Source organism: Atlantibacter hermannii (genome assembly GCF_009907385.1).
In the GTDB taxonomy this organism is placed as follows: Bacteria; Pseudomonadota; Gammaproteobacteria; order Enterobacterales; family Enterobacteriaceae; genus Atlantibacter; species Atlantibacter hermannii_A.
This window is the reverse complement of sequence record NZ_JAAATR010000033.1, coordinates 142,152-155,724: the sequence shown is the minus strand read 5'-3', so window position 1 is coordinate 155,724 and position 13,573 is coordinate 142,152. Positions and strand designations below refer to the sequence as shown.

The 13,573-nt window shown below is 54.5% G+C and carries 15 protein-coding genes and 1 other annotated feature; of the genes, 1 reads left to right on the top strand and 14 read right to left on the bottom strand.

Features of this window, described 5'->3' with window-relative positions:
• Positions 1–58: 58 nt before the first annotated feature.
• From GV764_RS10355 to GV764_RS10290, 14 genes are all read right to left on the bottom strand, one after another.
• Entirely contained in the window at positions 59–778 is a 720-nt protein-coding gene (locus tag GV764_RS10355) for an EAL domain-containing protein (RefSeq protein WP_161660081.1), read from the bottom strand.
• A 347-nt stretch (positions 779–1,125) separates the two neighbouring features.
• On the bottom strand, positions 1,126–1,590 hold the full coding sequence (locus GV764_RS10350) for an NlpC/P60 family protein (protein ID WP_161660080.1): 465 nt from the start codon (positions 1,588–1,590) through the stop codon (positions 1,126–1,128).
• Positions 1,591–1,673: 83 nt separating this feature from the next.
• Complete coding sequence (gene btuD / locus GV764_RS10345) at positions 1,674–2,420, bottom strand: vitamin B12 ABC transporter ATP-binding protein BtuD (RefSeq protein ID WP_161660079.1); 747 nt, start codon at positions 2,418–2,420, stop codon at positions 1,674–1,676.
• Positions 2,420–2,971, bottom strand: a complete 552-nt coding sequence (locus tag GV764_RS10340) for a glutathione peroxidase (protein WP_151604835.1) — start codon at positions 2,969–2,971, stop codon at positions 2,420–2,422. Before GV764_RS10340 ends, btuD begins: the two co-directional genes overlap by 1 nt.
• Before the next feature lie 29 nt (positions 2,972–3,000).
• On the bottom strand, positions 3,001–3,978 hold the full coding sequence (gene btuC / locus GV764_RS10335) for a vitamin B12 ABC transporter permease BtuC (RefSeq protein WP_161660078.1): 978 nt from the start codon (positions 3,976–3,978) through the stop codon (positions 3,001–3,003).
• A gap of 101 nt (positions 3,979–4,079) precedes the next feature.
• Complete coding sequence (gene ihfA, locus GV764_RS10330; RefSeq protein ID WP_001229266.1) at positions 4,080–4,379, bottom strand: integration host factor subunit alpha; 300 nt, start codon at positions 4,377–4,379, stop codon at positions 4,080–4,082.
• Between the two features lie 4 nt (positions 4,380–4,383).
• Positions 4,384–6,771, bottom strand: a complete 2,388-nt coding sequence (gene pheT / locus GV764_RS10325) for a phenylalanine--tRNA ligase subunit beta (RefSeq protein ID WP_161660077.1) — start codon at positions 6,769–6,771, stop codon at positions 4,384–4,386.
• 15 nt (positions 6,772–6,786) lie between these two features.
• Positions 6,787–7,770 carry a phenylalanine--tRNA ligase subunit alpha gene (pheS, locus tag GV764_RS10320; RefSeq protein ID WP_161660076.1) on the bottom strand — a complete coding sequence of 328 codons (984 nt, stop codon included), beginning with the start codon at positions 7,768–7,770 and terminating at the stop codon, positions 6,787–6,789.
• Positions 7,771–7,824: 54 nt separating this feature from the next.
• Positions 7,825–7,948: a sequence feature (Phe leader region), on the bottom strand.
• Positions 7,899–7,943 carry a pheST operon leader peptide PheM gene (gene pheM / locus GV764_RS21980; protein WP_001386830.1) on the bottom strand — a complete coding sequence of 15 codons (45 nt, stop codon included), beginning with the start codon at positions 7,941–7,943 and terminating at the stop codon, positions 7,899–7,901. (Overlaps the previous feature by 45 nt.)
• A 115-nt stretch (positions 7,949–8,063) precedes the next feature.
• Complete coding sequence (gene rplT, locus GV764_RS10310; protein WP_000124849.1) at positions 8,064–8,420, bottom strand: 50S ribosomal protein L20; 357 nt, start codon at positions 8,418–8,420, stop codon at positions 8,064–8,066.
• 47 nt (positions 8,421–8,467) lie between these two features.
• A complete protein-coding gene (rpmI, locus tag GV764_RS10305) occupies positions 8,468–8,665 on the bottom strand; it encodes a 50S ribosomal protein L35 (RefSeq protein ID WP_001124225.1) in 198 nt (65 codons plus the stop codon).
• Positions 8,666–8,763: 98 nt separating this feature from the next.
• Positions 8,764–9,306 (bottom strand): translation initiation factor IF-3, encoded by a 543-nt coding sequence (infC, locus tag GV764_RS10300; RefSeq protein WP_125293487.1) that lies wholly within the window; start codon positions 9,304–9,306, stop codon positions 8,764–8,766.
• A gap of 3 nt (positions 9,307–9,309) precedes the next feature.
• The gene (gene thrS, locus GV764_RS10295) at positions 9,310–11,238 is read right to left on the bottom strand and encodes a threonine--tRNA ligase (RefSeq protein WP_161660074.1); all 1,929 of its coding nucleotides are present in this window, start codon (positions 11,236–11,238) and stop codon (positions 9,310–9,312) included.
• A 345-nt stretch (positions 11,239–11,583) separates the two neighbouring features.
• On the bottom strand, positions 11,584–12,342 hold the full coding sequence (locus GV764_RS10290) for a DUF481 domain-containing protein (protein ID WP_161660073.1): 759 nt from the start codon (positions 12,340–12,342) through the stop codon (positions 11,584–11,586).
• A gap of 293 nt (positions 12,343–12,635) precedes the next feature.
• Between GV764_RS10290 and pfkB the strand changes: the two genes are divergently transcribed.
• Positions 12,636–13,565, top strand: coding sequence for a 6-phosphofructokinase II (gene pfkB, locus GV764_RS10285; RefSeq protein ID WP_161660072.1), 930 nt, complete (start codon positions 12,636–12,638; stop codon positions 13,563–13,565).
• Positions 13,566–13,573 lie beyond the last annotated feature (8 nt).

The following is a 13,573-nucleotide window of genomic DNA, read 5'->3' as shown; positions in this document are numbered from 1 at the left end:
GCCTCCTGCTTCCAGTGTAGTGCCTGACGAAAAGTTTAAACACGGGTTAACCTGAGGGTTATTGGTGATTGCGCAACAAAAACAGCAATGCTTCGGGTTCCATCACCGGCCACAGATTGCCCTGCATGGCGTGGAAACGCACATTAATCGCCTTCTGACGTGCGTTATCGGTATCGATGCCGGCAACGATCATGGTGTGGCAAAACGGCGCGACCTGATCGACGATGGCCTTCATAAAAGGCTCGAACGAAGGCTCGCTAATACGTTTATGAATAAAAAATTTATCCATGATGATGCGCTTAAACAGGCGGTCGAATATAGAACGGGTGGTCGCCACGCCTGCGCCGAAATTTGCCAGTACCAGCGCATAGCGGCGAGAAAATGTCAGTAAAGAGAGATTGTCTTTCCCGTCGTTTAATCCCGGGTAATTCTCGCTAAGGGTAAATTCCAGAAAAGGAAGCTGCGCCAGACGCGTCGCCAGTTTTTCATTGCTCAAAATAGCCGCGACGTGAACGGCGTTTATATTTATCCATGCGCAAAGGCCGTGGTTTATAAAATGAACGCGGAATTGTTCCAGCAGCGCGAGTTTCTCATAAAATAGTATTAACTGCTCATCATCACTAATACGAGGAATAACCAGATCGGTTGGAATACGGATATCACCTTCGCGTGATGCAAAGTTTGCTATCACCTCTACGCCCAATAGCGTGCCGTTAACCTTCCTGATCGGCTGGAATAGTAGGGTTGACTGATAATCTTTATCGAGTGAAATAATCATATTACCTGTCCCATTAACTGGGTAATAAACGGCATCCCTCCGCTCGCAGGGCTTTGCTGAATACGGTTACACGTATCCGGATAAAACGCACATCTCGGCTGGAATTGTTGATGCATTACGTGCACTTTCACGCGCCAGTGTAACTAAGATAGCCTGGTAATCATAATAGAGTTAACGTTGGGTAAATATATTTAATTTAACGTTACTGCGTACACTTAACTATAACTACCAATATTAGTACCTTGATATTAAATGGAGGAAAACTCACCCGTTTGCGATATGGATTAATCTGATTCGCCTGCTAAGGATCGTAAATTACGCGTAAGAATATATCGCAGGTTCGTTGGCTAGATGCGTCTGGCTTGCCAGAACTTCTTATTCCAGTACACATTGTCCAGCGAGGATTTAATCACGCCCTGGCTGGTGGAGGCATGGATAAATTGATTGTCGGTGTCGTAGATACCGACGTGTAAGCCATTTTCACCGGACCCGGTTTTAAAGAACACCAAATCCCCGGGCAACAGATCGTTTTTATCGATGCGGGTGCCGATTTCAGCTTGTTCACGGGTTTGCCGGGGCAAGCGCAGCGCAAAGCGGTCGCGGAAGGTGACTAATACAAAGGCGGAGCAATCGACGCCGCGGCGGCTCATTCCACCGTAGCGGTACGGCGTGCCGTGCCAGGTGCGAAGCTGATCGTTAAGCTCGGCGATGACGGTAATAGAATCCGACAGCCGCGCGTTTGGCGGCGGCGCATGATGGTGCCCACAGCCCGCCAGTAATAATGTTGCGATAACAATGATCCACATCCGCATTTTTCAGGCACATCCTCTACCCATTATTCCTGGAAGGTAATTTAGCGTGAGCCGCCAGCCGTGGCAAGACGCGTTGCGTTAACTTACGGGCAGATCAGCAGCGTATGCCCATCCACCGCCACGCGTTGGAAATCAATACCATACACCGGGTTAAGGTGGGTTGGGTTCATTACGTCCCTGCTTAATCCCTGAGCAATGAGTTTTCCAGTTTGCAGCAGCCACACGCGATGGGCACGTCGCAGGGTATGGTTGAGGTCGTGGCTGCTCATCACCACGCTGACGCCCTGCTCGCACAGTTCGTGCAATAACGCATCCAGCGCTGCCTGCTGCGCCACGTCAAGACTGTTCATGGGTTCATCCAGCAGCAGTAATGCGCCATGGGGATTATTACGCGGATGAATTTGCAGGATCACAGCGGCAAGGCGCACCCGCTGCCATTCGCCGCCGGAAAGTTGATTGACGGGACGGGTGAGTTTACGGGTCAGCCACAGGGCATCGGTGATCTCGTTAAGCAGCGCGTCATCGGTGACGCCGTGGCGGTGCAGCGCCAGATAGTGCCAGACCGGCATCGCGAACGGCGGCGTTTGCTGCTGGGTGAGCCAGGCGCGGTGTCGCGCCAGCGCCTCGCCCTGCCACTGGTCGAGCGGCAATCCCAGAAAGACGATCGCCCCGTCCGGCTGGCGCATGCCGGCCAGCCCGGCGAGCAGCGTGCTTTTCCCGGCACCGTTAGGGCCCACCAGATGCAGCCACTCACCTTTATGGATTTCAGCGGTAACCGGACCGATTCTTCCCGGCTCCTGCACCGCCTCCAGCGACATCAGTACGGTCATTACTTCGCCAGCGCCAGTTTGATGGCTTCCATGACAATCGGATCTTCCGGCGTCATATCCGGCGAGAAGCGCTGAACCACCTGGCCGTCACGCCCTACCAGGAATTTTTCAAAGTTCCACAGGATGTCGTCCGGGTAAAGCGGCGCGCGGCCTTTGCTCGCCATACGTTCGTAAAAGCCGCTGGCTTCCGGCGCAACGGCGGTCGGCGCGGCGTCGATCAGTTTCTGATACAGCGGATGACGGTTTTCGCCGTTGACGTCGATTTTGCTGAACATCGGGAAGGTCACGCCGTAAGTGGTGCTACAGAACGTTTTGATTTCCTCTTCGCTGCCAGGCTCCTGGCCGAGGAACTGATTACAGGGGAAACCGAGCACCGAGAAGCCCTGGTCGCGCCAGGCCTTATGAATGTTCTCCAGCTGCTCATACTGCGGCGTCAGGCCGCATTTAGAGGCAACGTTGACGATCAACAGCACGTTGCCGCGCCATGGCTCAAGTGTGGTGGACACGCCGTCAATGGTTATCACGTCAGTGTTCAAAATGTCGTTATGCATAGCAACCTCATTATAATGGTGTGATGTTTTTACCGGGCTTTTAATAATAGCCAGATAAATACCGGCGCGCCGAGAGAAGCGGTAACGACGCCGATGGGCAGTTCCGCCGACGACAGCGCCAGCCGCGCGATTACATCGGCCAGAAGCAGCACTGCCGCCCCGGCGGCCATGCAGGCGGGAAGCAGCACGCGGTAATCCGTCAGGCCGCAAAGCCGCAGCACGTGCGGGATAACCAGGCCGATAAAGCCAATCGATCCGGCCAGCGCGACGCTGATCCCCACCAGCCAGCCAGTGGCGATAACCAGCAGGTTGCGCCACAGCCAGACCGGCAATCCCAACTGCCGGGCGGACATTTCCCCCAGCGCCAGCACATTAAGCGGATGCGACTGACGGCAGACCCAGGCCATCACCGGGACAAGCGCCAGCATCAGCCAGCCCTGACGCCAGTCGACGCCGCCAAAACCGCCCATCATCCAGTACATCAGCTGACGTAAATCGAGACTGGTACTGAAATAGACCGCCCAGGTCATCAGAGCGCTGCAAATGATGCCCAGCGCCACGCCTGCCAGCAGTAGTCGGCTATTGGAGAGATGGCGTCTGGCGAAGCGTAGCAGGATCAGCGTGATCAGCAGCGCCCCCGCGATAGCGCACAGGCTGAGGGCCCAGCCGGGCAACACGCCCTGCCCCAGCAAAATGGCGGCGATTAGCCCGACGCCCGCGCCGTTCGAAACGCCAAGCAGGCCCGGCTCCGCCAGCGGGTTTTCGAACAGCGCCTGGAGGATAGCCCCGCATAGCGCCAGCGAACCGCCTACCGCCATCACCGCCAGGGTGCGCGGCAGGCGAATTTGCCAGACGAACAGCTGGCCGGTGGGCGAAAACCAGTCGCCGGGGCCGATCCACATGTCGCCGGCGCACAGGCTGATCAGCGCCCCCGCCAGCAGCAGCAGCGTCAGCGTGGTCAGCCAGGTGCGTTCCCGTCGGCGTTGTGTCTGTATCAATGAATGCATAAATAAAATGAATGGCTTACAGAGAGGATTGATTCTACGGTGCCCTGACGGGCAGGCAAAGAAAAAAGGCCGCACATTGCGGCCTTTTTAATTACGTCAGATTACTCTTCTTTCGGCGAGGCGTTTTCAACCCGGCTTTTCAGCTTTTGACCGGGTCTGAAGGTCACCACACGACGAGCCGTAATGGGAATATCCTCACCAGTTTTTGGGTTGCGCCCGGGACGTTGGTTTTTATCGCGCAGATCGAAATTCCCGAAACCGGAAAGTTTAACCTGTTCGCCATTTTCCAGAGCACGACGGATCTCTTCGAAAAACAGTTCAACCAGTTCTTTGGCATCCCGTTTGCTAAGTCCAAGCTTATCAAACAGATATTCTGACATTTCAGCTTTAGTAAGCGCCATAGGTTCAATCCCTCAATGATGCCTGGAATCGCTCTTTTAGTGCCTCTACGCATCTGGCAACGGTAGCGGCAATCTCCTCTTCTTCGAGTGTACGGCTGGTATCCTGAAGGATCAGGCTGATGGCAAGGCTCTTAAAGCCCTGTTCAACACCCTTGCCACGGTACACGTCAAATAAGTTTACGCCAACTATCTGATTTGCGCCAACTTTCTTACACTCGGATAAAATTTCCGCTGCGGGAACGTTTTCTGCCACCACAACCGCGATGTCGCGGCGGTTCGCCGGGAAGCGTGAGATTTCCTGAGCTTGCGGTACAACACGGTCAGAAACCTTGTCCCACAGCAGCTCGAACACCAGCGTACGGCCATTCAGATCGAAGCTACGCTCCAGCTCAGGATGAATAACGCCAATGAAACCAATGCGTTCGCCTTTTAAATATATAGCAGCACTTTGGCCAGGATGCAGCGCCGGGTTGGCTTCCGCTTTAAATTCAATTTCAGAAAGTTTACCGGTAAGTTCCAGAACGGATTCCAGATCGCCTTTGATGTCATAGAAATCGACGCCGGTTTTCGCCTGGTCCCAGTGCTCTTCCACGCGGTTGCCGCAGATAGCGCCTGCCAGCATCACGTCCTGGCGAATGCCCAGCGGAGCCTGGGTATCCGGCACAAAGCGCAGACCGGTTTCGAAAATACGCACCCGGCTCTGTTGACGGTTCTGGTTGTAGACCACGGTGCCCAGCAGCCCGGTCCACAGCGACAGGCGCATCGCCGACATATCGCTGGCGATCGGGTTCGGCAGGATCAGCGCGTCTTCGCCTGGATGCACCTGCTGCTGCAGTTTCGGATCCACAAAGCTATAAGTGATGACTTCCTGGTAGCCTTTGTCGTTAAGCAGGGTTTTCACACGCTTGAGCGACAGGTTAGCTTCACGGTGGTTGCCCATCACCAGACCCGCCTGTACCGGCTCGTCAGGGATGTTGTCGTAGCCGTAAATACGCGCCACTTCTTCCACCAGGTCTTCTTCGATTTCCATATCGAAACGCCAGCTCGGCGCAATCGCCTGCCACTGGCCTTCGCCTTCGGTCACGTCACAGCCCAGGCGGCGCAGAATATCGCTGACCTGCTCATCAGGGATGTGATGGCCAATCAGGCGGTCCAGCTTGCTGCGGCGCAGCGTGATGGTGGCGCGTGTAGGCAGATGCGACGCGTTGGTTACGTCAATCACCGGGCCCGCTTCACCGCCGCAGATGTCAATCAGCAGACGGGTGGCGCGCTCCATAGCTTTATGCTGCAACGCCGGATCGACGCCGCGCTCATAGCGGTGAGAGGCATCGGTGTGCAGACCGTGACGGCGCGCGCGGCCAGTAATCGACAGCGGGCTGAAGAACGCGCATTCCAGCAGCACGTTCCGGGTTTGGTCGTTAACGCCGGAGTGCTCGCCGCCGAAAATACCGCCCATCGCCAGCGCTTTGTGATGATCGGCAATCACAACGGTGTCTTCATCAAGTCTGGCTTCGCTACCGTCCAGCAGCACCAGGGTTTCACCCGGCTTCGCCATCCGTACCACGATGCCGCCGTCGATGCGATCTTTATCGAACGCATGCATCGGCTGGCCCAGTTCGAGCAGCACGTAGTTGGTAACGTCTACAACCGCGTCAATGGAGCGGATGCCGCAGCGGCGCAGCTTCTCTTTCATCCACAGCGGAGTCGGCGCGTTCACATTGATGCCTTTAACCACGCGGCCCAGATAGCGCGGGCATGCCTGCGGGGCGTCGACGGTGATGGGCAGCGTATCGTTGATGGCAGCGGCAACCGGCGCAATTTCCGGTTCGTTGAGCGGCGCTTTGTTGAGCACCGCCACGTCGCGCGCGACGCCGATAATCCCCAGGCAGTCGGCGCGGTTAGGCGTGACGCTGATTTCAATGGTGTTATCGTCGAGCTTCAGGTAATCGCGAATATCGGTGCCGATTGGCGCATCCGCCGGCAGCTCGATAATGCCGCTGTGATCGTCGGAAATGCCCAGCTCGGAGAACGAGCACAGCATCCCTTCGGACGGCTCACCGCGCAGTTTAGCCGCTTTGATTTTGAAATCGCCCGGCAGTACTGCGCCTACGGTCGCCACGGCGACTTTCAGGCCCTGACGGCAGTTTGGCGCGCCGCAGACGATGTCCAGCAGGCGATCGCCGCCCACATTGACTTTTGTCACGCGCAGTTTGTCGGCGTTAGGATGCTGGCCGCATTCGACCACTTCACCCACCACCACGCCGTGGAACGCGCCGGCAACCGCATCCACGCCGTCCACTTCGAGGCCAGCCATGGTGATTTGCCCGGACAGCGCGTCGCTATCAATGGCGGGATTTACCCATTCACGTAACCAGAGTTCACTGAATTTCATTGGATAGTCCTGCCCTTATTTAAACTGTTTGAGGAAACGTAAATCGTTTTCGAAGAAAGCGCGCAAATCGGTGACACCGTAACGCAGCATGGTCAGACGTTCCATGCCCATGCCGAAGGCGAAGCCGGAATAGACTTCAGGATCGATGCCCACGTTGCGCAGCACGTTCGGGTGCACCATGCCGCAGCCCAGCACTTCCAGCCATTTGCCGTTTTTACCCATTACATCCACTTCTGCGGACGGCTCGGTGAACGGGAAGTAGGACGGACGGAAACGAACCTGCAGGTCTTCCTCAAAGAAGTTATTCAGGAAATCGTGCAGCGTGCCCTTCAGGTTGGTGAAGCTGATATTTTTATCAACGATCAGGCCTTCCATCTGATGGAACATCGGGGTGTGGGTCTGATCGTAATCGTTACGGTAGACGCGGCCCGGCGCGATAATGCGGATCGGCGGCTGCTGATTTTCCATGGTGCGGATCTGCACGCCGGAAGTCTGGGTGCGCAGCAGACGGGTCGCGTCGAACCAGAAGGTATCGTGGTCAGCGCGCGCCGGGTGGTGGCCCGGAATGTTCAGCGCGTCAAAGTTGTGGTAATCGTCTTCGATTTCCGGGCCCGTCGCCACGGTAAAGCCCAGTTCCCCAAAGAAGTTTTCAATACGATCGATGGTGCGGGTCACCGGATGCAGGCCGCCGTTCTCGATGCGACGGCCCGGCAGGGAAACGTCGATGGTTTCTGCGGCGAGGCGCGCATTCAGAGCGGCGCTTTCGAGGTCAGATTTACGGGCGTTCAGCGCCTGCTGCACCTGTTCTTTGGCTTCGTTGATCACCGCGCCTGCTGCCGGACGCTCTTCTGGCGGCAGTTCACGCAGGGTGGTCATTTGAAGGGTCAGGTGCCCTTTCTTGCCCAGATATTCGACGCGTACATTATCTAACGCGGCAACATCGGAGGCCTGGTCTATAGCTGCCTTTGCACTGGCAACCAGCTCTGCGAGATGTGGCATGGTTTTCCTCATAATAGTGGCGCGTGCGCCTGAGTAGTGATTGTTCTGTCGACCAAAAAAAAAGCCTCCACGATGGAGGCTTTTGGCGTTTATTTTCCGTTTCTTTCTTACGCGCAAGCCCCCTGAGATCAGGTGCTAAAGTAAAAAAAGAAGCGGAAAATAGCAGCGTTCATGCTTGCAGTTACCTTAATACTGGAAACGAATTCGTCTATTGAAAGGCTATCAGGTTGAAATGTCAATAAAACGAAGGCCAGAAAGCAAAAGAGGGAGCAAGCTCCCTCCTTCAAACTGGCTTATGCCAGTGCTGCTTTCGCTTTTTCAACCAGGGCAGAGAATGCCACTTTGTCGAATACGGCGATGTCAGCCAGAATCTTACGGTCGATTTCAACAGAGGCTTTTTTCAGGCCATTGATGAATTTGCTGTAAGAGATACCGTTCTGACGTGCTGCTGCGTTGATACGCGCAATCCACAGTTGACGGAACTGACGCTTACGTTGACGACGGTCACGGTAAGCATACTGACCAGCTTTGATAACAGCCTGGAAGGCAACGCGGTATACGCGTGAACGCGCACCGTAGTAGCCTTTAGCTTGTTTCAAAATTTTCTTGTGACGTGCACGTGCAATTACACCACGTTTTACGCGAGCCATAGTGCTCTCCTGTTTCTATTCTGTAAAAAAGTTAAAAGTTAAACGGCTTATGCGTACGGCAGGCACGCGATGACCAGACCCAGATCGCCTTTGGAAACCATGGCTTTCGGGCGCAGGTGACGTTTACGCTTGGTAGCTTTTTTGGTCAGAATATGACGCAGGTTAGCGTGCTTGTGCTTAAAACCACCTTTACCGGTTTTTTTGAAGCGCTTAGCAGCACCGCGTACGGTCTTAATTTTTGGCATCTTAATAACTTCCACTTCGCATTGTTGATTAAACGAAACGTAGGGCGAACAAAATCTGTGAAGCCCAAAGGCTCCACAGACATTGTTACTTGAAGGCCTTACTGTTTCTTCTTAGGAGCGAGCACCATAATCATCTGGCGGCCTTCGATCTTCGTTGGGAAGGATTCGACGACTGCCAGTTCATTCAGATCTTCTTTCACGCGATTAAGCACTTCCATACCGATCTGTTGGTGGGCCATCTCACGACCGCGGAAACGCAGCGTGATTTTGGCCTTATCGCCTTCTTCGAGAAAGCGAATCAGGCTGCGGAGTTTTACCTGATAGTCGCCTTCGTCAGTACCAGGACGGAATTTAATTTCCTTAACCTGGATAACTTTCTGCTTTTTCTTCTGTTCCTTAGAAGACTTACTCTTTTCATAAAGGAACTTGCCGTAGTCCATGATACGACAAACTGGCGGTTCGGCGTTAGGGCTGATTTCAACTAAATCTACTCCAGCTTCTTCAGCCTTTTCGATCGCTTCTCTCAGACTCACAATACCCAGTTGCTCACCTTCCAGACCGGTTAAGCGAACTTCCTGGGCGCGAATCTCGCCATTGATACGATTCGGACGTGCCGTTTGAACTCGTTTTCCGCCTTTAATACCTTATTCCTCCAGTTGTTGAAGACTGCGGCTGCGAATTTCGTGTTGCAGCTTCTCAATCACTTCACTTACGTCCAGGCTTCCCAGGTCTTTCCCGCGGCGAGTGCGAACGGCAACTTTGCCTGCTTCCACTTCTTTATCACCACAGACCAACATATACGGGACACGACGTAAAGTGTGCTCGCGGATTTTAAAGCCAATCTTCTCGTTTCTCAAGTCCGCTTTTACTCGAATGCCCGCATTTTGTAGTTTACGGGTCAATTCGTTAACGTATTCGGACTGCGAATCGGTGATATTCATCACCACCACCTGGACCGGAGCCAGCCATGTCGGGAAGAAACCGGCGAACTCTTCAGTCAGAATACCGATGAAACGTTCCATGGAGCCCAGAATCGCGCGGTGGATCATCACCGGCACCTGACGGTCGTTGTTTTCAGCAACATACGACGCGCCAAGACGCTGTGGCAGCGAGAAGTCTAGCTGAACTGTACCACATTGCCAGGCGCGATCGAGGCAATCGTACAGGGTAAACTCGATTTTCGGGCCGTAGAACGCGCCTTCGCCGAGCTGGTATTCAAACGGAATCCCGTTCTCTTCCAGCGCTACCGCCAGGTCTGCCTCGGCGCGATCCCACATCTCATCGCTACCGATACGTTTTTCCGGGCGGGTCGACAATTTCACCACGATTTTTTCGAAACCGAAGGTGCTGTACATGTCGTAAACCAGGCGAATACAGCCGTTTACTTCGTCACGTACCTGCTCTTCGGTACAGAAAATGTGAGCGTCGTCCTGAGTAAAGCCGCGCACGCGCATCAGGCCATGCAGCGCGCCTGACGGCTCGTTACGATGGCAGCTGCCGAACTCCGCCATACGCAGCGGCAGGTCGCGGTAGGATTTCAGGCCCTGGTTGAAGATCTGAATGTGGCCCGGGCAGTTCATCGGTTTGATGCAGTATTCACGGTTCTCGGAAGAGGTGGTGAACATCGCATCCTTGTAGTTTTCCCAGTGACCCGTTTTTTCCCACAGGACGCGGTCCATCATGAACGGGCCTTTCACTTCCTGGTACTGATACTCTTTCAGCTTGGAGCGGACGAACACTTCCAGTTCACGGAAAATTGTCCAGCCGTCGTTGTGCCAGAACACCATACCCGGCGCCTCTTCCTGCATGTGATACAGGTCGAGCTGCTTACCAATTTTACGGTGATCGCGCTTCGCGGCTTCTTCTAAACGCTGTAAATAGGCGTTCAGGGCTTTTTTATCCGCCCATGCGGTGCCGTAGATACGCTGCAACATCTTGTTGTTGCTGTCGCCGCGCCAGTAGGCCCCTGCCGTTTTCATGAGTTTGAAGTGGTGGCAGAAACGCATATTCGGCACGTGCGGGCCACGGCACATATCCACGTATTCTTCATGATGATACAGACCAGGCTTGTCATCATGAGAGATATTTTCGTCAAGAATGGAAACCTTATAGCTTTCGCCACGGTTCACGAAGGTTTCGCGGGCTTCATGCCAGCTGACCTTTTTCTTGATCACGTCGTAATTTTTCTCAGCCAGCGCGTGCATGCGCTTTTCGAGGGCGTCGAGATCTTCCTGGGTCAGGGTATTTTCCAGATCAACGTCATAGTAGAAACCATTATCGACGACCGGACCGATCGCCATCTTGGTGTTCGGCCAGAGTTGTTTAATGGCATGACCCAGTAAGTGCGCGCAGGAGTGGCGGATAATCTCCAGTCCTTCGTCATCCTTTGCGGTGATAATAGCCAGTTGGGCGTCCTGTTCGATCAGGTCGCTGGCATCGACTAATTCACCATTAACGCGGCCTGCGATACAGGCTTTTGCGAGACCCGGACCAATGTCCAGGGCAACATCCATGGGGCTTACAGCGTGGTCATAATGGCGTTGGCTGCCATCAGGAAGAGTAATAACGGGCATTTTTTGTCCTTATTCGCAGTGGTGACCCACACGAAAGATCACATACGAAACAGTAATATTTAATCATTATCAACTGGTTATGAGCTGATTCCCGCTGCACTCTGCGAAATATGGTCCTTACGCGTACGAAACGCTGCAAACACCTCGGCCCGCCAGTTGATAACACCGCTTGCAATATTACACATCATCCGCAAGGGGTTAAAGGCTCTATCCATTCAGCACGCATGAATAAGCCATAACCGCGACGGTAAATCACAAAAAAACGGCGGTGGTCAGGATTATTTTGACCAGATTGAACGCATCAACGGGGTAAAGAAAACAGGCCGGTATAAACCGGCCTGATAATCACATTTTATAGCCCAGCGTTACAGAGGTGCGGGTATCGGTGTGATCGGGCGCGCTGGCCGGCGGGTTGGAGTTCCAGGTGACGTTATAAGCGACTTTCAGCCCAAAATGCTCGTTAATCGCCACGTTCAACGCGGTTTCGGAGTTCACGGTGGTGTCGTCCGCGCCGAACACGGAAACACCCTGGGTGAATTTCGCATTATCGGTGAACTGCCACGCGTAAGCGCCGGAGGCATAGCCCAATGCCTGGGTTTTGTCAGTGCCGTCGGTGTATTCGTCGTAACGCACACCCGGACCGAATTCAAAACGCAGGCTGTGAACCGGCCCGTTGAGGAACTGGCGACCGTAACCGGCGGTGAGCACATCGCGCTCATGGTAACCGTTGTAACGATCCGTCAGCCAACTGCCCTGTCCGAACAGATAGTCCACGTCAGTCATGTTGTAACGGCTACGGCCGCCCAGCGCATATTTCTCGGAAGAACGTTCGTCGTTGGAAGAGTTGTTGCTGGCATTTCCCCACAAAGACCACGCGGTGGTGCTGCCGTACCAGGTCAGCGCGCTGTCTGCGGTCAGAGAGGAGCTCTTGGTATTACCAGACTGCGCCAGATAACCACCGTTAAGATAGCCTTCGAAAGGCTTTTTCGCACTGGAAGGGTCATCCATGACAGTAAAAACGGAATCATCAGCGGTTGCAAAATGACTGAACAACGCGCTCCCCGCCAGCATAAACACTGCGGGTACTGTCTTTAAAAGCTTCATTTAATTTTTAAGGTCCGCACAACAAAAAAAGAGACCATAACGGTCCCGGAAACTCTCCACGGGATCAACGAACCGGTCCGCGGGAAAGGTAACAAATTATAAAAAGCCACGAATTACATAGCAATGAGTTCCTGAATCATTTTTTGTATAAGAGAGATCTGAAAATCGCTTTTATTTCATAAGGATAAAGTGTCAGCCTTAAGTGCTATTCATATTAAAAATCAGAGTGTTAATTGACACTTCCTCACGCCATGAGTGCTACGCTTAGGTCAGCCCATTCAAAAGGAGGTTATATGGTTCCGGTCTTTACCCTGACGCTCGCCCCGTCGCTGGACAGCGCGACGGTCACGCCGCAAATCTACCCTGAAGGGAAATTACGCTGTACCGCGCCGGTATTCGAACCCGGCGGCGGCGGCATTAACGTTGCCCGCGCCATCAGCCATTTAGGCGGCGACGCCACGGCGCTGTTCCCCGCTGGCGGTGCCACCGGCGAGCATCTCATCGCTCTGCTTAAAGAAGAAAACGTCAGTGTCGACACCATCTCGTCTCATGACTGGACGCGCCAGAATCTACACGTGCACGTTGAAGCCAGCGGCGAGCAATACCGCTTTGTGATGCCCGGCGCACACTTGTCGCAGGACGAGTTTCGGCAACTGGAGGAAAAAGTGCTGGCCATTGGATCCGGTTCGCTGCTGGTGGTGAGCGGCAGCCTGCCGCCGGGCGTTGACCTGGCTGATTTTACGCAGTTGATCGCCCGTGCCCAGCAAAACGGCCTGCGCTGCATTATCGACAGCTCCGGCGAGGCGCTGGCCGCCGCGCTGGATATCGGCGGCATTGAGCTGGTGAAACCCAACCAGAAAGAGCTGGCAGCGCTGGTGGGCCGCGATTTAACCCAGCCTGACGACGTGCGCCAGGCGGCCCAGGAGCTGGTGCGAAGCGGTAAAGCCAAACGCGTTGTGGTGTCGCTCGGGCCGCAGGGCGCGTTAGGCGTCGATGAATCGGATTGCGTGCAGGTCGTCCCGCCACCGGTAAAAAGCCAGAGCACCGTCGGCGCGGGCGACAGCATGGTCGGCGCAATGACGCTGAAGCTTGCCCGGCAGGCTCCGCTGCTGGAAATGGTGCGCTATGGCGTGGCAGCCGGGAGCGCAGCGACGTTAAATAAGGGAACGCGTCTCTGTTCCCATGAGAATACGGAAAAGATTTATCAATATTTGCAAAGCTAACCGCAGCC

Coding starts and splice junctions, on each gene's coding strand:
- GV764_RS10355 (WP_161660081.1), bottom strand. CDS start 778: ATGATTATTTCACTCGATAAAGATTATCAGTCAACCCTACTATTCCAG.
- GV764_RS10350 (WP_161660080.1), bottom strand. CDS start 1,590: ATGCGGATGTGGATCATTGTTATCGCAACATTATTACTGGCGGGCTGT.
- btuD (WP_161660079.1), bottom strand. CDS start 2,420: ATGACCGTACTGATGTCGCTGGAGGCGGTGCAGGAGCCGGGAAGAATC.
- GV764_RS10340 (WP_151604835.1), bottom strand. CDS start 2,971: ATGCATAACGACATTTTGAACACTGACGTGATAACCATTGACGGCGTG.
- btuC (WP_161660078.1), bottom strand. CDS start 3,978: ATGCATTCATTGATACAGACACAACGCCGACGGGAACGCACCTGGCTG.
- ihfA (WP_001229266.1), bottom strand. CDS start 4,379: ATGGCGCTTACTAAAGCTGAAATGTCAGAATATCTGTTTGATAAGCTT.
- pheT (WP_161660077.1), bottom strand. CDS start 6,771: ATGAAATTCAGTGAACTCTGGTTACGTGAATGGGTAAATCCCGCCATT.
- pheS (WP_161660076.1), bottom strand. CDS start 7,770: ATGCCACATCTCGCAGAGCTGGTTGCCAGTGCAAAGGCAGCTATAGAC.
- rplT (WP_000124849.1), bottom strand. CDS start 8,420: ATGGCTCGCGTAAAACGTGGTGTAATTGCACGTGCACGTCACAAGAAA.
- rpmI (WP_001124225.1), bottom strand. CDS start 8,665: ATGCCAAAAATTAAGACCGTACGCGGTGCTGCTAAGCGCTTCAAAAAA.
- thrS (WP_161660074.1), bottom strand. CDS start 11,238: ATGCCCGTTATTACTCTTCCTGATGGCAGCCAACGCCATTATGACCAC.
- GV764_RS10290 (WP_161660073.1), bottom strand. CDS start 12,342: ATGAAGCTTTTAAAGACAGTACCCGCAGTGTTTATGCTGGCGGGGAGC.
- pfkB (WP_161660072.1), top strand. CDS start 12,636: ATGGTTCCGGTCTTTACCCTGACGCTCGCCCCGTCGCTGGACAGCGCG.